This is a genomic window from Winogradskyella eckloniae (assembly GCF_013249045.1).
Lineage (GTDB): Bacteria > Bacteroidota > Bacteroidia > Flavobacteriales > Flavobacteriaceae > Winogradskyella > Winogradskyella eckloniae.
This window is the reverse complement of the sequence record NZ_JABRWP010000003.1, coordinates 230,374-250,922: the sequence shown is the minus strand read 5'-3', so window position 1 is coordinate 250,922 and position 20,549 is coordinate 230,374. Positions and strand designations below refer to the sequence as shown.

Below are 20,549 nucleotides of genomic sequence, written 5' to 3'. Positions count from 1 at the left end.
ATAAAGTGCGTAATAAAAGTTAAATCAATCATTTTATAATTCATCTTCAAACTTAAATTCCTATCTTTAAAATCATTAAACCAACCCATATATTTTATGTTAAAACATTACTTACGACTGCTCGTACTGATGTGCAGTTTTTCATTATTTGCTCAAGATTACTTTCCTAGTAATTCTGGTGTCATAGCAAATAACACTAATTACACAGCATTTACAAATGCAACGATACATGTGTCGCCAACCGAAGTGATAGACAATGCCACACTTCTTATTAAAGATGGAAAAGTGGTCAGCGTTGGTCAATCGGTTGCAATTCCGAAGAACACCACAACCATTGACCTCTCTGGTAAAACTATTTATCCTTCTTTTATTGATTTATATACCACATTTGGTGTAGAAAAACCAAAAAGACAACGAGGAGAATCTCAATATGGACCTAGCCGAAGCGGTTTTTACTGGAACGACCACGTGATGCCAGAACAAGATGTCATGACAACTTTTAAGTACGATGAAAAGTCTGCTACAGAATTACTAAATTTAGGTTTCGGAACCGTAAACACGCATTTTCCTGATGGTGTTGTGCGCGGAACTGGTGCTTTAATTGCATTAAATAACAATGCAGATAATGCCATGCGTATTATGGATAGCAGAACGTCTCAGCATTTTTCATTTAGTAAAAGTGCCAAATCTAATCAGTCTTATCCATCTTCAATTATGGGAAGCATGGCCTTATTAAGACAAATGTATCTTGATGCCGATTGGTATGCCGCAGGCCATATTGATACTAAAGATTTATCCTTAGAAGCCTTAAATAAAAACAAGAATTTATTGCAGATTTTTGAAGCTGGCAGCAGAATGAATCTTTTGCGTGCCGATAAAGTTGGCGATGCTTACAATATACAATACACCATTTTAGGTGGTGGCGACGAGTACGAACGTATTAGCGAAGTTAAAGCAACAAATGCAACCATCATTCTACCCTTAGATTTTCAATTGGCTTATGACGTTGAAGACCCTTTCTTAGCAAACACCTTGTCTTTAAGCGATATGCGTTCTTGGAATCAAGAACCACACAATCCGAGGTTATTAGCAGAAAACGGTATCAATTTCACGTTTACAACGCATGGTTTAAAATCTAAAAAGTCATTTAAAACCAACCTAATGAAAGCCATAGAAATGGGACTTTCTAAGCAAAAAGCACTAGAGGCTCTAACGACGGTTCCAGCTTCATTATTAGGAAAATCAGATGTTTTAGGGACTTTAAAAACCGGTAGCTACGCTAACTTTTTAATTACAGATGGCGATATTTTTGAAAAGAAAACCAAACTATACGAAAATTGGGTTCAAGGTACTGCTAATGTAATTTCTGATATGAGCAAAACAGATATTGATGGCGATTATACTTTCAAAATTAATGGTTCGGATTACGAATTAAATATCTCTGGTAGTACTAGTAAACCTAAGGCTAAAATTAAAAATGACGACAAGGAATTAGGGACTAAAATGAGTTATAAAAATGATTGGGCAACCTTAACATTTAAAACAGCAGACAGCACAAAACATGAATTTATTAGAATTGTTGCTAACGCTGCAAATCATAATTCTTTGAACGGAAAAGCCATACTACCTAATGGTAATGAAATGCCTTTCAATGCTATAAAAGCAAAACAAAAGGAAGATAAAAAAGATGGAAAAAAGCGACATGACGTTGTAAAGGAAACCCCTTTTATGAGTCCTATTTCGTATCCTAATTTAGCCTATGGTTTTGAAGAAAAACCTAAATCTGAAACTTTATTATTTAAAAACGCCACCGTTTGGACAAATGAAAAGGAAGGTGTTTTAGAGAACACAGACGTTTTAATAAAAGATGGAAAAATTTCTAAAATTGGCAAAAATCTTTCAAGCAAAAAAGCGAAAGTCATTGATGCTACTGGTAAACACATTACTGCTGGAATTATAGATGAACATTCGCATATTGCAGCGTCATCTATAAATGAAGGCGGACAGAATTCTTCTGCAGAAGTAACTATTGAAGATGTTTTAGATGATGAATCCATTGAAATTTATAGAAATTTAGCAGGTGGTGTTACTTCGATTCAAATTTTACATGGTTCGGCAAATCCTATTGGTGGACGTTCTGCTATTATAAAATTGAAATGGGGCGAATCTGCTGAAAACTTAATCTATGATAATTCGCCAAAGTTTATAAAATTCGCTTTAGGAGAAAACGTAAAACAATCGCGTATGCGAAGAAATTCGCGTTTCCCACAATCTCGTATGGGTGTTGAGCAAGTATTCATCGATTACTTTACTAGAGCCAAAGCTTATGATGATTTAAAGAAAAGTGGCAAACCATACCGAAAGGATATTGAAATGGAAACATTGGCCGAAATTTTAAATAGCGAACGCTTTATTTCGTGTCATTCTTATGTGCAAAGTGAAATAAATATGTTAATGAAGGTGGCAGAACAATTCGACTTTAAAATTAACACCTTTACGCATATTCTTGAAGGTTACAAAGTAGCCGATAAAATGAAAGACCATGGTGTTGGTGGTTCTACTTTTAGCGATTGGTGGGCTTATAAATACGAAGTAAATGATGCCATTCCGTACAATGCAGCAATTATGCACAATGCAGGTGTTACTGTGGCTATAAATTCTGATGATGCTGAAATGTCTAGACGACTCAACCAAGAAGCTGCTAAATCAGTAAAATATGGTGGTATTAGTGAAGAAGAGGCTTGGAAATTTGTGACTTTGAATCCGGCGAAACTTTTACATTTAGATAATCGTGTGGGAAGTTTAAAAGTTGGAAAAGATGCTGATGTAGTCTTATGGACAGACCATCCATTATCTGTATATGCCAAAGCTGAAAAGACAATTATTGAAGGTGTTACTTATTTTGACCTTAAAAAAGACAAGCAAATGCGCGAAGCGATTAAAAAGGAAAAAAGCGAGTTGATTAATCTAATGCTTCAAGATAAAAACAAAGGGTTAAAAACCCAACCTGTTAAGAAGAAAGAAGATAAATTAATGCATTGCGATACCATGGATAATGAACACCATGCTGTACACTAAAATATTAGATATGAAAACTTTAAACAAAATACATATAGCCTTATTTTTATTGTGCATTACATTAAGTTTTGCACAGCAAACGCCTGCACCAAAGCAAACCAAAGATTTTGCTATTGTTGGTGCAACCGCTCATATTGGCGATGGAACCGTTATTAAAAACAGCATAATTGTAGTCAGTAACGGAAAAATAACAACCATTGGACCAGAAGCATCTACACCACTTACAAAACAAGCCATGGCTATTATTGATGGAAAAGACAAGCATGTCTATCCTGGATTTATTGTCGCTAATGGCACATTAGGATTAGTAGAAGTAGATGCTGTAAAAGCCTCTGTAGATTTATCGGAACTTGGAACTTATAATCCGCACATTAGAAGTATTATTGCCTACAACACAGAATCTAAAGTTGTGGAATCTATGCGACCAAATGGTGTGTTGCTAGGACAAGTTGTACCAAGAGGAGGACGCATTTCTGGTACCTCATCAGTCGTTCAGTATGATGCTTGGAACTGGGAAGATGCAGCAATCAAAATGGATGATGGTATTCACATCAATTGGCCAAGCAGTTTTAGTCGTGGTCGTTGGTGGTTAGGCGAAGATGCTGGTTTAAAACCTAATAAAAATTACAACAAACAAGTTACTGAATTAGAAGCTTATTTTACAGAATCTAAAAGCTACAATAAAGGCGATAAAAAGGAATCGCATTTACCGTACGAAGCTATGTCTGGATTATTTGATGGTTCAAAACGTTTATACATTAATGTAGATGACGAAAAAGGTATTACTGACGCTGTTAATTTTGCTAAAGCACAAGGTGTTTCTAAAATTACTATTGTTGGTGCTTACCAAGCCGATAAATTAACTAGCTTCCTAAACGAAAATAATGTATCTGTTTTTCTAAGACGTGTACACACCAGACCAGAATTAGAAGATGACGATTACGATTTACCATTTAAACTCGCCAAAACTTTAGTTGACGCAGGCGTTTTGGTGGCTTTAGAACCTAGCGGACAAATGGAACGTATGAATTCTAGAAACCTTCCATTTTATGCTGGTACAACGGTTGCTCATGGTTTAACAAAAGCACAAGCGTTGCAATTAATAACTGAAAATCCGGCTAAAATATTAGGCATTGACGATTTGTATGGCACGCTTAAAGTGGGTAAAAGTGCAACTCTTTTTATAAGTGAAGGCGATGCTCTAGATATGCGAACCAATATATTAACACACGCATTTATCGATGGCAGAAGCTTAAGTTTAGAAACACACCAAACCAAACTTTGGAAACGTTATTCTGAGAAACTTAATCAGCCAGATAAATAGTTATAGTTTACACTTCTAAAGTCCCCTCAAGGGGACAGTCCTAGCAAGTTTAATCTATGGATTGTCCCCTTGAGGGGACTTTAGGGGTGTTTTTGTATAAATCAATAATTAATGAGTAGAACTATTTTTATTTTCTTCACGTTAATCTTATTCTCTTGTCAAAACGATGTAGAGCTTTTAAGGATCACTGGAACTGTTAAAAATAAAATTACAAACCTGCCCATTGCCAACATGAAACTCAAGATGAAATGTTGGTATTATGGAAATAATAGTCCAGACCAAAGTTATACAGGTAAATATGATACTATAATGCAGACTGATAATAATGGAGAGTACACAGCATATTTTAAAAAAGGAGCATTTCTATTTATTGAAACTAATGATTCTATATTTGAAAAAATTGAGGCTTCAAAACATTTAAAATGGAGCAACTATACCATAGATATTGCTATGAAACCTAAATAAAAAAAGCGAGCCATTGGGCTCGCTTTTTTTAATTCATTCAGAATGAAGTGAAAACCCTCATCTGTAATTAATGCACTTTATTCAATCACTTTTGCACCTTCTGGTTGCATAAATAATTTTGCATCTGGCGCTTTTTCAGAAAGTACTACATCTGTAAAAGCAACTGTATTTCGTTTTTCTGTTGGTAGGTTGTTTTCATATTTATACCAATCTATACTTGCTGGTACAACTAAGCCATTAACCGTTTGCCAATTGTTATATCTTATAAAATGAAAATCTTCACTGCCTCCATCTTTTCCAAAAGTAACCGTATAACCTAACCATTCCATTTTTCCCGTGTCAGCATCATAAAAAATCTTGTATTGGTCATTTGAAGATTCGCCTATACCATCTTCGTAAGAAATTAAAATTCCAGGATACGATTTACCTTCAAAAACCAATGGTTCTGTAGTTTCGTAATTAATACCATCATCAGCTAAAACAAAAGGCATGGCATAGAAATAAAACATTAAACCTTTATAAAATTTTGGCTTTCCTTTATATTCTTTTCCGTCTTTTTCACTAACCCAAAGTGTTGTACCATCAAATCCTTGTGTATAATTTGGTGTATCAATTTGTTCTGCTCTTGTTTTTAAGTTTTCAGTAATCACTTCTTTTCCTGTTGGTTTATCAATAGAGAAAGACAGTGTTTGCATTTTATTCCATGCTTCTATAGTTCCGTGAGCCTTAAAAACTTTAGAGATAGATTCTGGATAAATACTCGTTGTGATTTCTTCTGCTGCAACAGATTCAGTCATCTGTTCTGTCTCTTGTTTTGTTTCGTTTTTACATGCCACAAAAAGCATTGCAATGGCAAATAATTGTATTATTTTTTTCATGTTTTAATTTTAAGTTGAAGGGTTTGACGTAATTAATTTACTAACATTACAAAAAAAGCTTCCGAAATTATCTGAAGCTTTTTTAAATTCAATAAGCACTCTATTTAGTGACCATTAGTTTTTCAATAGTCTTCGCGTTTCCTATGGTTAATTCAACAAAATACAATCCACTTTCTAAAATTGAAATATCTAAAGTTGAAGATTGTTCTTGAATCTTGATATCTTTCAAAATCATTTTGCCTTGAATATTATAAATGTTTATCAATCCATCAGCTGGATTAGAATTTGAGATTTGAATGGTCACTTCTCCTTTTGCAGGGTTTGGAAGAAGAGTAAACCCTGTTAAATCAAAACCTGCTACGGATAATGTTTCAACAAATTCAGTTTGAAAGGTATTGGTAATAATTGGTGCATTATAATCGAAATAAATAGACGCTGTGTTTTCAATAATATCTCCAATGGCATATCCAGGATTTGGTTTTATTTTAAAATAAACATAACCATTACTTCCTTCTGCATCATCTTGCTCTGCTGGTAAATTTATATCATCAAAATACCATTCTAAACTATTACCAGTTCTGGTGACCTGATAATCATGACTAGAACGCAACATTTGGAAGCTACTTTCATCTAATTGACTATCCAAAACATCTTCAATTCTAACAAAAATGGCTTCTGCTGTGCCTACATTTTGAAAACGTATGGTATAATACAAAAACTCATCTGAAGTTACGAAATCGTCATAAACGATATCTTTTCCATGAGACTCCATTTTATCGTTGGGATCGTATGACCCAATGACTATTTCAGATAATTGAGATGTATTATTATCATCAAAAACATCATTACTGCTCGTTACGTAGGTTATAGTATTCGTTACTAATTCTCCCAATTCTATAGTTGCCGGACAATTTAAATTAACTTCAATAATTTCGCTAGCACCTGCCTCTAAATTCAAAAAATCAATTGTAAAACCAGTATCAGTTGTAGTCATAGAATAATTAGGATTTAGATTAACATTGTTAATAGTTAACGCATCATCTAGGGTAAACTCAATTGTGCCAGCACTGATTGGAAAACTGCTTAAATTTTCTAAAATAATTAAATTAGAATGATCAAATCCTGGTCTTGGATTACTTGATTGATTAACGAGATAAACCGCAACATCCTCACAACTCTGTGTATCTAAAACAGGAAAGTTTACAGTGGTAATATCACCTATGTTAGCACTAAGATTATTTATAGTGGCCGTACTAACAGTATAACAACCTAAATCCTCATCATAAACATTAAAAGAGATATCATAACTATCTGTTTCGTTTGTAACGATTATAGAAAAATTACCAATCGATGTATTGACATAATTTATTTCACCATCATTATTTTTCTCATAGGTAAAAAAGCCATTTGTAAAATCTGTTTCACCTGTATCGAGTAATCCATTTGTATTAGCATCATTAAATGCTTTTACATTTATTAATCCGATATTGTCGCAAAGTTCACCAATATCAAAACTGGCGGCATTAAAAAACACAGCACTATCGTAACCAGCATCTCCAGCATCAGCAATTACTAATTTTATATGATAAGGTTCACCAATATTTACTTCAGATTGTGCATTAAAAACGACAGTTCTACCATTAAAAGCAATAGGTGGATCACCATATGGCGTATAACCTCCAAAATAATTTTCATTTTCTGCAGGACAAGTATCATTTTCTGGATGAATTGTTCCTACAGAAATTGGAATTTCTGTACCTGGAATAACGGCAAGATTAGTAGTAACACCATTAGCATCCGTTAATAAAAATGCAAAAGCATCTGAAAACTGACATTCAAAATCACCGCCATCATACTCTTCAGAAGCCATTAAGAACTCAAAATTAATTTCATTAATGATGGGTATAAAATCAAACTCAATAACTGTGGCATTAAACGAGTTAATACCCGTTACAGCTTCTAAATCCGCATCACCTTGCCATCCTGTTGTTCCGCCAATTGCAACACTATCATTTGGTCCAGATGCAGAACTAGCATGTCCTGTAGAGATTACAATACCTTCTTCAAAAGGAAACAAATCGCTTTCATTTGTAAAATATCCTATTCCATTAGGTTCATTGGTACCCAAACTAGATCCTGTAGAATATGTGATATTAAAAACAGGGCTACAATCACCATCAACTAAAATATCGGTAACGAGTTCTTCTGTAGTGAACGCATTTTCAACAACAATAACATTTTGATCGCCTACACATGGAACTGCGAAAATATCTAATAACGTTATAGCGTAACAACCAGAAGTCACATTTTCAACTCGTACATAAATTGTTTGAGGATTATAAATATTACTATAGGATGTTGGCATTAGGATTTGATTTATTTGCATTTCAGCATCCATTTGCGATTCATAATACGATAAAGTCATATTTGTATTTCCTCCTGTTATTTCATTCTCATTTATAGTTAAATCAAATACGGTAATCTGGTCATTATCGTCATCACAAACCTCTAATGCTGTTGGCTGATTAGGCATCGGAACAGGGTTCACGATTAAATTAACTGTGGTTAATGCTGCATTTTGAGTGTCGTTGTCTTCTACCCTAATGTATATCGTTTGATAACCACTTACAATATTGGCGTAAGGTGATGGCACTGGATTAACATTATTTTCTGCATCTGTTTGGGTTTCGTGATACGTGACCGTATAGTCATTTGCACTTTGAGAACCTAATACCTGCGCGTTTAAAATTGTTAAATCAAATAACGCAAAACCATCATTATCGTCATCACAGACTGCTAAATCATTAGGTTGGTTAGCAACTTGAGCAAACATTGATGTTACTGAAAATGCGCAAAGAAAAAAGAAAAGTAATTTTTGTTTCATATTTGGTTGGGTTAATGATTCAATTATAAAACAAGTTAAACAAAAAAACACCTAAAGCCATAAATAATGACATTACATTTTACGGGCTTAATTTCTATAACTACTCATAAAACAAAAAAATCCGAATAGCTTAACTAAAACTTGGTATAAAACTCGTATTTATAAAAATGAAGATTTAAACAGGATTCTATTATTGATAAGACACATTAGCTAGAGATCGATATCGTTGCTCTTTGTCAGAGTTATATACAGGTACTACGTTAAACAGTTTTGATTTTGTGCTTTTATAATATGTAATATCTCTAAGTTGTCTTCTCATAAATTCTGAGGTATTATAAACTTCATAAACAAGGAGCTTATTATGCCTGCCTACTTTCGATTTTGTTTCTATTCTTATTTTAGAAATCAAATCATCTATTTCTTCAGGATATTTTAAGCTCATCGTTTTAGTTGACGACAAATGCGTATTACTCTCATAAACAACCCAATACATGGTTTTTTCTTCAGTTTGATTCTCTATTATTTTTTCCTTAGACACTAAATGCTCATCGTTTAGATGAATAGCAGTTTTAGTTACTTTATTCCGCTTTGCATTAGCTATAATTTCCATAAAATCGATGTCTGCACTTATAGTTTTAGTTTTCTCTATATACATTACAATCCAGTGTCGTGTCACTTTAGCTTGCACAACATAATTTCCAATGGGTACATGGCTTAATCCTATTCTGGCCTTAACACTATCTATTTTTATGGTTTCAAAATAATTTTCATTTAATATATCTATTTGATGAATCTTTAAAGTCTTACTTTCTAAAATAAGACTATCACCATGGCTATTTAATTTTTGTAATTGTAATAGGTCTCGCGCTGTAGGATTCTCATTTTTTTGAAAAATAATTTCTTGACCATAGGAAAACAAACCCATTGTTAAAAAAAGCATTAGGCAATATTTCGTAATCATTTTATTCATTTTCAAAAACTTATATATTAGAATTAAAGGTTATCGTCTACATCTTTAAACCAATAAGGTGGCACCTAATTGTTTCAATAAAACTGCAGAGGTTCTTATTATTTTTTATAACACAACAATTGCTCCAAAAAACACATTCAACCGTTTTTATTTACATTTTATATTTATTTTTCGCTTAAACACATTCTATTTTGCACGCAAAACTTCATGCCTTTAGAGACTTATGACTTATCTTTAAATAATGCGATTTAACCCAGTAAATTTTTAACTTTACCATTCTATAAAAAGCATCAACTTTTAATAAAAAAGGAGCTCTAAACGCGATATACATTTTATATGAACAAGATTATAACAAGTGCACAAAACCCATTAATTAAGCAACTCGTTCTTTTAAAAGAAAAATCTAGAGCTAGAAAAAAAACACAACAATTTTTAATTGAAGGCAAACGCGAATTATCTCTAGCCATCAAAGGCGGTTATAAGGTAAAAACACTTTTATTTTTTCCTGATTTATTCTCAGAAAGTGAAGCTAAAGCCATGTCTCAATATGACATAGATATTATTGAGATTTCTAAAGACGTATTTCAAAAATTAGCGCATAGAGATACTACTGAAGGTGTCATTGCAGTTGTTTATAGCAAAACTCACACGCTTGAAGACTTAAAACTCACCTCTAAAAATCCGCTAATTTTAGTTGCCGAAGCTCCAGAAAAACCAGGAAATATTGGCGCTTTATTGCGAACTGCAGATGCGGCCAATGTAGATGCCGTGATTATTGCTAATCCAAAATCAGATGTATACAATCCCAATATTATTCGCTCTAGTGTTGGTTGTGTGTTTACCACGGAAATTGCAATGACGAACTCTTCTGAAGCCATTGAATTTTTAAAGCACTACAATTTCAATATTTTTTCAGCAATCTTACAAGAGTCAAAGCCTTATCACATGCAAGATTACACCTTACCAACAGCCATCGTAGTTGGTACAGAAGCCACAGGATTAACTCAAGAATGGCGAGATGCTGCCACCCAAAATATTAGCATACCTATGCAAGGCGTAATTGACTCTATGAATGTTTCCGTTGCTGCCGGAATTCTTATTTTTGAAGCCAAAAGACAACGCGATTTTAAATAACAGAATGACTGCAAACACACTTTTCTACATCATCATAGCCATTATAGTCATCAACTTTATTATTGATAAAGTTTTAGATGCCATAAATGCCAAACATTACAATGACCCAATTCCAGAAGCTTTAAATGATGTTTATGATGAAACTGAATACAAAAAATCCCAAGCCTATAAAACCGTAAATTATAAATTTAGCCTAATAGCGTCTGTATTTTCTTTTGTACTTACTTTAGGTTTTCTATTATTAGATGGATTTGAATATGTTGATGGTTTAGCCAGACGTTTTTCTGAAAATCCAATAGTCATTGCATTAATATTCTTTGGAATTATTATGATTGCAAGTGACATTATCACTACACCATTTGGTTATTATAAAACCTTTGTTATTGAGGAAAAATTCGGATTTAATAAAACCACAAAAAAGACTTTTATTTTAGATAAACTGAAAGGCTTACTTATGACTGTTCTTCTTGGAGGTGGTATTATTTCCCTAATTGTGTGGTTTTATCAAATAACAGAAAATCAATTTTGGTTATATGCTTGGGGCATTATTACAATTTTCACTGTGTTTATGAATATGTTTTACTCCAAACTTATTGTGCCATTATTCAATAAACAAACACCTTTAGAGGACGGCGAACTGCGCACTAAGATTTCGGCTTATGCAGCATCTGTAGGCTTTAATCTCGAAAAAATTTTCATAATAGATGGTTCTAAACGCAGCACAAAAGCCAATGCGTATTTTTCGGGTTTTGGAAGTGAAAAACGCGTTACACTTTATGATACCTTAGTCAATGACTTAGATGACGAAGAGATTGTTGCCGTATTAGCTCACGAAGTTGGACATTACAAACGAAAACACATCATTTTTAATTTAGTTTCTTCAATACTTCTCACAGGTTTAACGCTGTTTATTCTGTCTATTTTTGTTTCAAACCCATTATTATCTCATGCCATTGGTGCGGAAGAACAGAGTTTTCATGTGGGATTAATTGCTTTTGGCCTGTTGTATGCTCCTATTTCTGAACTTACCAGTTTAATAATGAATTATATGTCTCGGGTTTTTGAATACCAAGCAGATGATTACGCAAAAAACACCTACAAGGCGGAGCCTCTCATGAGCGCATTAAAAAAATTATCTAAGAATAGTCTCAGTAATTTAACCCCTCACAAAGCATACGTCTTTATGCATTACTCGCATCCTACGCTTTTAGCGCGCATAAAAAATCTTATGGCATAACTTCACATAATTATAACATATATTACCTCGGGATTTTAATAACTTTGAAGAAAAGAAATAAAACAATTATGACAGAGTTAAAAAATAGAAAAGCAATCATAACTGGAGGAAGCAGAGGTCTAGGAAAAGCAACAGCTATTGCATTTGCTAAAGAAGGTATTGATGTCGCCATTACTGGCCGAAATGAAGACGCTTTAAAAGCTACAGTTTCAGAATTAGAAGCCCTTGGTGTTAACGCAACCTACACTGCCTTTGATGTGAGTAATTATGATGAGGTTAAAAAAAACATTTCAACATTAATTACCGCTTTAGGTACTGTAGATATTTTAGTTAATAATGCTGGTATTGCCGCTTTTGGGTCGTTTATGGATATGGAAGTCAGCCAATGGACTCAAATTATACAAACTAACGTAATGGGCATGTACTATGTTACTAAAGAAGTTTTACCACATTTAATTGATAAAAATGAAGGCGATATCATTAACGTATCATCAACGGCAGGCTTAACTGGTAATGCAACCGTTTCTGCATATTCAGCATCTAAATTTGCTGTAATTGGCATGTCGCAATCCTTAATGAAAGAAGTAAGAAAAAACAATATTAGAGTTTGCACACTAACACCAAGTACTATAGCATCTGATATGTCCATTGGATTAGGCATTGCAAATGAAAATTCTAAAGACAGTGTTTTACAGCCCGAAGATTTTGCAGAGCTCATCGTTTCTGGTTTAAAATTACCAAGACGTGCAATGATGGCCAACGCTTCATTATGGTCTACAAATCCATAATAGTTATTATCATAAAAACGCAACAAAACCCACTAAATTGTGGGTTTTGTTAGTTAATATAAATATGGTATCTTGGTTTATTCTCAAAATGAATTAGAACGACTTTTAAAATATGATTACAGACAATCCTTTATTTATTATTCCGTTTTCAACTGGACTAATTTTCTTAGTTATTGGATTTATTATGCTAAAATTCCCGCCAAAAAAAATCAATACGCTTTACGGTTACAGAACTGTGGCTTCAATGAAATCTCAAAAGCGTTGGGATTTTTCTCAAATCTATTCCGCAAAAGAAATGATAAAAATTGGAGTTGTACTGCTCCTTTTTAGCAGTATAGGATGCTATGTGTTTCCTGCCGAAAAAATAGCCATGCTTCTAGGACTTGCTTTCTTAATATTAGCAGTAATCATTTTAATTTTTCGTGTTGAAAACAAACTAAAATCACAGTTTTCTAATGAGGAATAGTCTAGGTTACAACTATAAACGCAATTAATCTCCCTAATTTTAGAAATTTCCTTCAAAAAAATAATGGTCTATTAAAAAGCTTTTACTACTTTAGTTCTATGACTGAAGAAGCCATAGAATTAGAAAATAAAGCGATAACCAAAGCTTACAAAGAGTTACTAAAAGTAAGCTATCAAACTTTAACGGATGAGGATAAGAAATTAATTCGTCATGCCTTTGAGGTTGCTGTTGATGCGCATAAGGATCAACGTCGTAAATCTGGTGAAGCATATATTTTTCATCCTATTGCTGTAGCAAAAATTGTAGCTCAAGAAATTGGCTTAGACGCTACGTCTATTGCTGCTGCCTTGTTACATGATGTGGTAGAAGACAATCCAGATTACACCATAGATGACATGGAACAATTGTTTGGAGAAACAGTTGCCAGAATTGTAGATGGGCTCACTAAAATTTCGTCCTTAAAAAAAGACATGGATGTGTCTTTACAGGCTGAAAATTTCAGAAAAATGCTACTCACATTAAATGATGATGTCAGAGTCATTATTATTAAAATTGCAGACCGTTTGCATAATATGCAAACCATGGATTCTATGCGCTCCGACAAACAAGTTAAAATAGCATCAGAAACCTTATACATTTACGCGCCTTTAGCACATAGAATAGGGCTTTACAATATTAAAACAGAACTCGAAGATTTAGGCTTAAAATATACAGAACCTGAAGTTTATAACGATATTTTAGAAAAAATAAAGGATAGTAAAGAAGATCAGGATGCTTATATCAAAGATTTTTCTAAAGTCATAGATAACTCATTAACCAAAGAAGGATTACATTACGAGATTAAAGGCCGTCCTAAATCTATTTTCAGTATTAGACGAAAAATGGTAAAACAAGGTGTTGCCTTTGAAGAAGTCTATGATAAGTTTGCCATTAGAATTATATTTAAATCAGATGTAGCTAATGAAAAATTCTTAGCTTGGAAAATATACTCTATTGTTACAGATCACTTTACACCTAACCCAATACGATTAAGAGATTGGATTTCTTCACCAAAATCTACAGGTTATGAAGCGCTTCACATCACTGTTGTAGGACCAAAAAGCCGATGGGTTGAGGTTCAAATACGAAGTGAACGTATGAACGAAATTGCAGAAAAAGGCTATGCTGCACATTACAAATATAAAAACGCCAACGATAAGGATGATAATCTAGACTTATGGATTAACCGTCTGCAAGAAGCTTTAGAAAACAATGAAGCTGACGCTGTTGATTTTGTAGAACAGTTTAAACTCAATTTATATTCAAAAGAAATTTTTGTGTTTTCGCCAAAAGGCGATTTAAAATCACTGCCTAAAGGCGCAACACCATTAGATTTTGCATTTAGCATCCATACTGAAGTTGGTATGAAAACAAGAGGTGCAAAGGTCAATGGTAAATTAGTACCCTTAAGTCATGAATTACAAAGTGGTGATCGCGTAGAAATAATGACTTCAGAAAATGCTAAACCAAACGCTAACTGGTTAGATTATGCTACAACGGCTAGAGCCCGAAGTAAAATTAAATCTGCCCTAAATGAAGATACAAAACGCATTGCAGAAGACGGAAAAGAAATTTTAAGACGAAAATTAAAGCAACTTAAAATTACTTTAAATGAGAGTTCTATTAATGAATTAGTCAACCATTTTAAATTAAATACCTCTTTAGATTTATTTTATAGAGTTGGTATTGGCACAATAGATAATACAAAGTTAAAAGCATTTGCCTCCTCTAGAAGCAATGCTATTGTTAGCTATATTAAAAACAAAATTTACAAGCCAACAGTACCAAAAGATATTCATAAGGAAGAAATCACTTCTAAATATGATATGCTCGTTTTTGGTAAAGAGGAAGAAAAACTAAATTATACATTAGCAAATTGTTGTAATCCTATACCTGGTGATAAAGTATTTGGTTTTTTAACCATTAATGATGGTATTAAGATTCATAAAAAAAACTGTCCAAATGCCTTAAGTCTACAATCTAATTATGCCTATAGAATACTACAAGCCAAATGGATAGATTCATCACAACAGGTATACACCTCTCAACTCACATTATCAGGAATTGATGATATGGGATTAGTCAATGACATTACAAAGTTGATTTCTGAGAATATGCATGTCAACATGAAAAGCCTAAGTTTTTCAAGTGATGATGGCGTTTTTACCGGTAAAATTACGGTTGATGTCCAAAATCAAACCATGCTAAAAAAACTTATTGACAACCTAAAAAAAATAAACGGAATAGACAAAGTTTCGAGAGTTTAATAAACTCATTTTCAAAACAATAACAACAAGTTAACACTTGTTCATTTCTTTAGTTTTTAATCCTTACTTTTATAATAAGTTTCAAGTTAAATTTACTTAAATTTGTTCTTTTAATTATGAATACAACCACAGAAGAAAGTAATCAAGAAATTGTAAAACGCGTTTTTACACAATTCCTTGGAGATAAAGGTCACAGAAAAACACCTGAGCGCTACGCTATACTTCAAGAAATATACGAAAGTGAAGAACACTTTGATATAGAGTCTCTTTATATTAAAATGAAAAATAAAAACTATCGTGTTAGTAGAGCAACTTTATATAATACAATTGAATTATTGTTAGAATGTGCATTGGTGCGCAAACATCAGTTTGGTAAAAGTCAAGCGCACTACGAGAAGTCATATTTCGACAAAAATCATGATCATGTTATCTTAACAGATACAGGAGAGGTTATAGAATTTTGTGATCCGCGTATTCAATCCATAAAAAAAACCATAGAAGAGGTTTTTGATATTCAAATAACAAATCATTCACTATATTTTTACGGCAACCGTAAAAAAGACGACAAATCAAATTAAAAATGGCAGTAGATTTACTACTTGGATTACAATGGGGCGACGAAGGCAAAGGAAAAATTGTCGATGTATTCACCTCTAAATACGATATTATTGCACGTTTTCAAGGTGGCCCAAATGCAGGACACACTTTAGTTTTTAACGGAAAAAAACATGTTTTACACACCATCCCTTCAGGCATTTTTCATGAAGGAAAAGTTAACCTAGTTGGCAACGGAGTGGTTATTGATCCTGTTATTTTTAAAAAAGAACTCGATAAACTAGAAGAACAAAACGTAGATTACAAAAAATCGTTATGTATTTCTAGAAAAGCACATATCATCTTACCAACACATCGTTTGTTAGATGCAGCCAGTGAAGCCTCAAAAGGAAAAGCGAAAATTGGTTCTACATTGAAAGGTATTGGCCCAACTTACATGGACAAAACTGGTAGAAACGGAATTAGAGTTGGTGACATAGAATTAGCAGATTGGAAAGACAAATACAGAGCTTTAGCCGATAAGCACGAAGCTATGATTGCTTTTTATGACGTGGATATTCAATATGATCTTAAAGAATTAGAAACTGATTTTTTCAGTGCTATTGAAACTTTAAAAAGCTTAGAATTTATTGATTCTGAAGAATATGTACACCAAGCACAACAATCTGGTAAATCTATTTTAGCAGAAGGTGCTCAAGGCTCTTTATTAGACATAGACTTTGGTACGTATCCATTTGTAACCTCATCGAATACAACTGCTGCAGGTGCATGTACTGGTTTAGGTGTTGCGCCAAACCAAATTGGTGAAGTTTTCGGTATTTTTAAAGCCTATACAACACGTGTTGGTTCTGGGCCTTTTCCAACAGAATTGTTTGACAAGGATGGCGAAACTATGGCAAAAGTTGGTAATGAATTTGGAGCAACAACTGGTCGTCCTAGACGTTGTGGCTGGTTAGACTTAGTGGCTCTACGCTACGCTTGCCAAGTTAATGGTGTTACACAATTAATAATGATGAAAGGTGATGTACTTTCTGGCTTTAAAACCTTAAAAGTATGTACAGCATACAATTATAAAGGCGAAACTATCACACATTTGCCATATAATATTGAAGAAGAAAATGTGACGCCAATTTACACAGAAGTAAACGGTTGGGCAGCTGACTTAACTGGTATGACAGAAGCTTCGCAATTACCAGAAAACCTAAATGCTTACGTTGAATTTTTAGAAAAAGAATTAAATATTCCTATTACTATAGTTTCTGTAGGTCCAGATAGAAAGCAAACCATTGTGCGTAAAACAGTATAGAGATTTAACATTTTTATTCTGTTAAAAAAAACGTTAACATATACGAATACAATTCTATTAAGTGTTATTTTGTAAAAATATATGACTTTGAAACGTTTTAAATTTCTAATCTTATTTGTTTGTCTAGTCGTTGGTTTTATAAACTTTGCGCAAGAAAAGCAAAAAATAACTGTAGAATATTCTGGTAACACATCCACTTCTCCAGATGTTGAGGATGGTGCATTAGTTTTTTTAAGGGATAAATCACAACAAGTACACTTTATACACAAAGGTGTAAATGTTTGGTGTGATAAGGCCATATATTATGAAGACCAAGATTATCTTGAAGCGTTTAGCAATGTTGTAATGAAACAAGGCGACACCATTAATATGGTCGCTAAATATGTGGAGTATAGTGGAAAAACGCAACGCGCTTATGCAAGAGGCAATGTGGTACTCACAGAACCACAATCTACGCTTAAAACAGATACACTTCATTTTGATAGAATTAAGCAGCAAGCCTATTATAATACAGGAGGAACCGTTGTTAGAGACTCATCAGGAACAATTACAAGTAAAATAGGGCGTTATTACATGTCTGCTAGTAAATATCAATTTGTTCAGGATGTGGTTTTAGTCAATCCTAATTACACGTTAAATACAGAACGACTCGATTTTTTTACTGAAAATGGATATGCTTACCTTTTTGGCCCTTCAACAATAACTGGAGAAACAAGCAAAATTTATTGTGAACGTGGTTTTTATGACACCAATAAAAATGTTGGTCATTTTCAAAAAAAGGCTAAAATAGATTATGACAATCGAACTGTTGAAGGAGATAGCTTGTATTTTGATAGGACAAAAAGTTTTGCTTCAGCCACCAACAATATTACCGTCACTGACACCCTTAACAATAGCATAGTAAAAGGGCATTATGCAGAGGTTTGGCGCGAAAAAGATTCTGTTTTTATAACAAAACGAGCTCTAGCCATTACCATTCAAGAAAGAGATTCCGTGTATATGCATGCAGATACGCTTATGCTTACTGGTAAGGAAAACAACCGAATAACAAGAGCGTACTATAATGTAAGGCTGTATAAAAGTGATATGGCTGGCAAAGCAGATTCCGTTCATGTAGACCATAAAAAAGGGCTTACTCAAATGATTAACCTTAGCCGATTTAGCACAGGAGATGCATTTTCAGCAAAACGAAAACCTGTTTTATGGAATCTAGGCAACCAAATGACAGGAGACACCATACATTTAATTTCTAATGTTATTACAGAAAAATTAGATTCATTAAAAGTGTTTGAAAATGCATTTTTAGTAAGCAAAGACACTATAAGTGAAGATGGTTTTAACCAAATAAAAGGAAAACGCCTAATAGGTTTGTTTAAGGACAATGAACTCTATAATGTAGACATTATAAAAAATGCAGAAGTAATTTATTACTTAAGGAATGACAAAAATGAATTGGTCGGAATCAACAAATCGAAATCCGGAAGCATAAATATTCAAATAGAAAATCAAGAAATTGTAGAGACACGTTTTATTAACCAAATGGATGCTCAATTATTTCCAGAATCCGAATTTCCAAAAGCAGGAAAACGCTTAAGAGGATTTGATTGGCGAGGCGAAGAACGACCAAACTCTGTAGAAGACCTTTTTAAAGATGATCCGCCTTTAGAATTACCAACAATAAAAGGACTTGATGCCTACGTACCACCTGAAGAATTTATTGATGACGAAGTCACTAAACGCATCAATGATGCCGGAAAGGCGACACCAAAAAAAGAAAATAAAGCTGCCCGTAATTTGCCTAAAAAAAATACGGTTACACCTTTAACGGAACGCGAGAAAAAGCAAAAAGCCTTAAACGAAGAAGCTACTAAAGCAGGTCAATAATTGAAAAACGACTTTTTTAAATATCAAGCCCAAACAACACCACATCCATTGGCAATGGAAATTAAATATGCCAAAGGCTCTTATATTTATGACACCAATAATAAAGCATACCTCGATTTTGTAGCAGGCGTTTCTGCCTGTAGCTTAGGTCATGCTCACCCGAAAGTCGTAGATGCTATAAAAGCCCAAGTAGACAACTACATGCATGTGATGGTTTATGGTGAATATATACAGCAACCTGCTGTAGAATTGACCAAGTTATTAGCAAAACATTTACCAGATCATATAACATCTACGTATTTAGTAAACTCAGGTACAGAAGCCATAGAAGGCAGTATAAAATTGGCAAGACGCTACACCAATCGCTCCGAAATTATTGCAGCGAAAAATGCATACCATGGTAATACATTGGGCTCTTTAAGTTTAATGGATTTTGAAGAACGTAAAAAACCGTTCTACCCATTAATTCCAGATATAAAGCATATAGAATTTAATTTAGAGATCGACCTGCTTAAAATTACGGAAAATACAGCAGCTGTAATTTTAGAAACCATACAAGGTGGTGCAGGTTTTATTGAGCCTAAATATGATTATTTACTAAAAGTACAGCAACGCTGTAAAAAAGTAGGTGCTGTTTTTATACTCGATGAAATTCAACCAGGAATAGGAAGAACTGGTCAAGTCTTTGGTTTTAACCATTATAATGTTCTACCAGATATCGTTGTAACAGGAAAAGGCTTAGGAGGCGGAATGCCAATTGGCGCTTTTTCTGCTTCAAAACAAATGATGGACACTTTAAGTGACCAACCCGAACTAGGTCACATCACAACATTTGGCGGAAATCCGGTCATTGCAGCAGCAGCTTTAGCCACATTAAAAGAGATTACTACATCAAATATAATGGCAGAAGCCTTAAAAAAAGAACAATTAATTAGGCAACATCTGCAACATAAACACATCAAAGAAATTAGAGGACGAGGATTAATGTTAGCTGCATTAACGGAAAATCCCGAGCTTACCAACCAAGTTATTCTCATGGCACAAGCGCAAGGACTCATTCTATTTTGGTTACTTTTTGAGCCCAAAGCCATCCGAATAACGCCACCTTTAACAATTTCAAACGAAGAAATAATTGAAGGCTGTCGTATAATAACTACAATTTTAGACAAATTATAAACGAATCACATAAACCAAAACACACTAAATACCAGCTACTTACAATTCATTAAGTAAATAATAATTTTAATGTTAACTACTTTGTTAAAAACATTAGT

15 protein-coding genes are annotated in these 20,549 nt (G+C 33.5%); 12 read left to right on the top strand and 3 right to left on the bottom strand.

Annotated elements, in window-relative coordinates; all coding sequences use genetic code 11:
• The first annotated feature begins 96 nt into the window (after positions 1-96).
• The 3 genes from HNV08_RS06410 (at position 97) to HNV08_RS06400 (ending at position 4,867) form a co-directional block, all read left to right on the top strand.
• On the top strand, positions 97-3,078 hold the full coding sequence (locus HNV08_RS06410; RefSeq protein WP_241697190.1) for an amidohydrolase family protein: 2,982 nt from the start codon (positions 97-99) through the stop codon (positions 3,076-3,078).
• A gap of 10 nt (positions 3,079-3,088) precedes the next feature.
• Positions 3,089-4,402, top strand: coding sequence for an amidohydrolase family protein (locus HNV08_RS06405; protein WP_173280346.1), 1,314 nt, complete (start codon positions 3,089-3,091; stop codon positions 4,400-4,402).
• A 111-nt stretch (positions 4,403-4,513) separates the two neighbouring features.
• Positions 4,514-4,867: a hypothetical protein gene (locus HNV08_RS06400; protein ID WP_173280345.1), complete on the top strand. Its 354-nt coding sequence runs from the start codon at positions 4,514-4,516 to the stop codon at positions 4,865-4,867.
• A gap of 77 nt (positions 4,868-4,944) precedes the next feature.
• Here the strand turns inward: HNV08_RS06400 and HNV08_RS06395 are convergent, their stop codons facing one another.
• The 3 genes from HNV08_RS06395 to HNV08_RS06385 all read right to left on the bottom strand — a co-directional run bounded on the left by HNV08_RS06395 (position 4,945) and on the right by HNV08_RS06385 (position 9,569).
• Positions 4,945-5,745, bottom strand: coding sequence for a DUF6503 family protein (locus HNV08_RS06395; RefSeq protein ID WP_173280344.1), 801 nt, complete (start codon positions 5,743-5,745; stop codon positions 4,945-4,947).
• A gap of 100 nt (positions 5,746-5,845) precedes the next feature.
• Positions 5,846-8,629: a DUF7619 domain-containing protein gene (locus HNV08_RS06390; protein ID WP_173280343.1), complete on the bottom strand. Its 2,784-nt coding sequence runs from the start codon at positions 8,627-8,629 to the stop codon at positions 5,846-5,848.
• 190 nt (positions 8,630-8,819) lie between these two features.
• The gene (locus HNV08_RS06385) at positions 8,820-9,569 is read right to left on the bottom strand and encodes a hypothetical protein (RefSeq protein WP_173280342.1); all 750 of its coding nucleotides are present in this window, start codon (positions 9,567-9,569) and stop codon (positions 8,820-8,822) included.
• A 366-nt stretch (positions 9,570-9,935) separates the two neighbouring features.
• Between HNV08_RS06385 and HNV08_RS06380 the strand changes: the two genes are divergently transcribed.
• The 9 genes from HNV08_RS06380 (at position 9,936) to HNV08_RS06340 (ending at position 20,451) form a co-directional block, all read left to right on the top strand.
• Positions 9,936-10,733 carry a TrmH family RNA methyltransferase gene (locus tag HNV08_RS06380; protein WP_173280341.1) on the top strand — a complete coding sequence of 266 codons (798 nt, stop codon included), beginning with the start codon at positions 9,936-9,938 and terminating at the stop codon, positions 10,731-10,733.
• A gap of 4 nt (positions 10,734-10,737) precedes the next feature.
• Positions 10,738-11,970: a M48 family metallopeptidase gene (locus HNV08_RS06375; protein ID WP_173280340.1), complete on the top strand. Its 1,233-nt coding sequence runs from the start codon at positions 10,738-10,740 to the stop codon at positions 11,968-11,970.
• Between the two features lie 68 nt (positions 11,971-12,038).
• Positions 12,039-12,758, top strand: a complete 720-nt coding sequence (locus HNV08_RS06370) for a 3-ketoacyl-ACP reductase (RefSeq protein WP_173280339.1) — start codon at positions 12,039-12,041, stop codon at positions 12,756-12,758.
• A 112-nt stretch (positions 12,759-12,870) separates the two neighbouring features.
• Positions 12,871-13,224: an SdpI family protein gene (locus tag HNV08_RS06365; RefSeq protein ID WP_173280338.1), complete on the top strand. Its 354-nt coding sequence runs from the start codon at positions 12,871-12,873 to the stop codon at positions 13,222-13,224.
• A gap of 98 nt (positions 13,225-13,322) precedes the next feature.
• Positions 13,323-15,530 carry a RelA/SpoT family protein gene (locus HNV08_RS06360; protein ID WP_173280337.1) on the top strand — a complete coding sequence of 736 codons (2,208 nt, stop codon included), beginning with the start codon at positions 13,323-13,325 and terminating at the stop codon, positions 15,528-15,530.
• Positions 15,531-15,646: 116 nt separating this feature from the next.
• Positions 15,647-16,108, top strand: coding sequence for a Fur family transcriptional regulator (locus HNV08_RS06355; protein ID WP_173280336.1), 462 nt, complete (start codon positions 15,647-15,649; stop codon positions 16,106-16,108).
• A gap of 2 nt (positions 16,109-16,110) precedes the next feature.
• Complete coding sequence (locus HNV08_RS06350; protein ID WP_173280335.1) at positions 16,111-17,391, top strand: adenylosuccinate synthase; 1,281 nt, start codon at positions 16,111-16,113, stop codon at positions 17,389-17,391.
• Between the two features lie 87 nt (positions 17,392-17,478).
• Positions 17,479-19,275, top strand: coding sequence for an OstA-like protein (locus HNV08_RS06345; RefSeq protein WP_241697189.1), 1,797 nt, complete (start codon positions 17,479-17,481; stop codon positions 19,273-19,275).
• Positions 19,276-20,451 carry an aspartate aminotransferase family protein gene (locus tag HNV08_RS06340; protein ID WP_173280333.1) on the top strand — a complete coding sequence of 392 codons (1,176 nt, stop codon included), beginning with the start codon at positions 19,276-19,278 and terminating at the stop codon, positions 20,449-20,451.
• Positions 20,452-20,549: the final 98 nt, after the last annotated feature.

Excerpts from the sequence above, each read along its gene's own strand:
- HNV08_RS06410 (WP_241697190.1), top strand. The coding sequence starts at position 97 with ATGTTAAAACATTACTTACGACTGCTCGTACTGATGTGCAGTTTTTCA.
- HNV08_RS06405 (WP_173280346.1), top strand. The coding sequence starts at position 3,089 with ATGAAAACTTTAAACAAAATACATATAGCCTTATTTTTATTGTGCATT.
- HNV08_RS06400 (WP_173280345.1), top strand. The coding sequence starts at position 4,514 with ATGAGTAGAACTATTTTTATTTTCTTCACGTTAATCTTATTCTCTTGT.
- HNV08_RS06395 (WP_173280344.1), bottom strand. The coding sequence starts at position 5,745 with ATGAAAAAAATAATACAATTATTTGCCATTGCAATGCTTTTTGTGGCA.
- HNV08_RS06390 (WP_173280343.1), bottom strand. The coding sequence starts at position 8,629 with ATGAAACAAAAATTACTTTTCTTTTTTCTTTGCGCATTTTCAGTAACA.
- HNV08_RS06385 (WP_173280342.1), bottom strand. The coding sequence starts at position 9,569 with ATGCTTTTTTTAACAATGGGTTTGTTTTCCTATGGTCAAGAAATTATT.
- HNV08_RS06380 (WP_173280341.1), top strand. The coding sequence starts at position 9,936 with ATGAACAAGATTATAACAAGTGCACAAAACCCATTAATTAAGCAACTC.
- HNV08_RS06375 (WP_173280340.1), top strand. The coding sequence starts at position 10,738 with ATGACTGCAAACACACTTTTCTACATCATCATAGCCATTATAGTCATC.
- HNV08_RS06370 (WP_173280339.1), top strand. The coding sequence starts at position 12,039 with ATGACAGAGTTAAAAAATAGAAAAGCAATCATAACTGGAGGAAGCAGA.
- HNV08_RS06365 (WP_173280338.1), top strand. The coding sequence starts at position 12,871 with ATGATTACAGACAATCCTTTATTTATTATTCCGTTTTCAACTGGACTA.
- HNV08_RS06360 (WP_173280337.1), top strand. The coding sequence starts at position 13,323 with ATGACTGAAGAAGCCATAGAATTAGAAAATAAAGCGATAACCAAAGCT.
- HNV08_RS06355 (WP_173280336.1), top strand. The coding sequence starts at position 15,647 with ATGAATACAACCACAGAAGAAAGTAATCAAGAAATTGTAAAACGCGTT.
- HNV08_RS06350 (WP_173280335.1), top strand. The coding sequence starts at position 16,111 with ATGGCAGTAGATTTACTACTTGGATTACAATGGGGCGACGAAGGCAAA.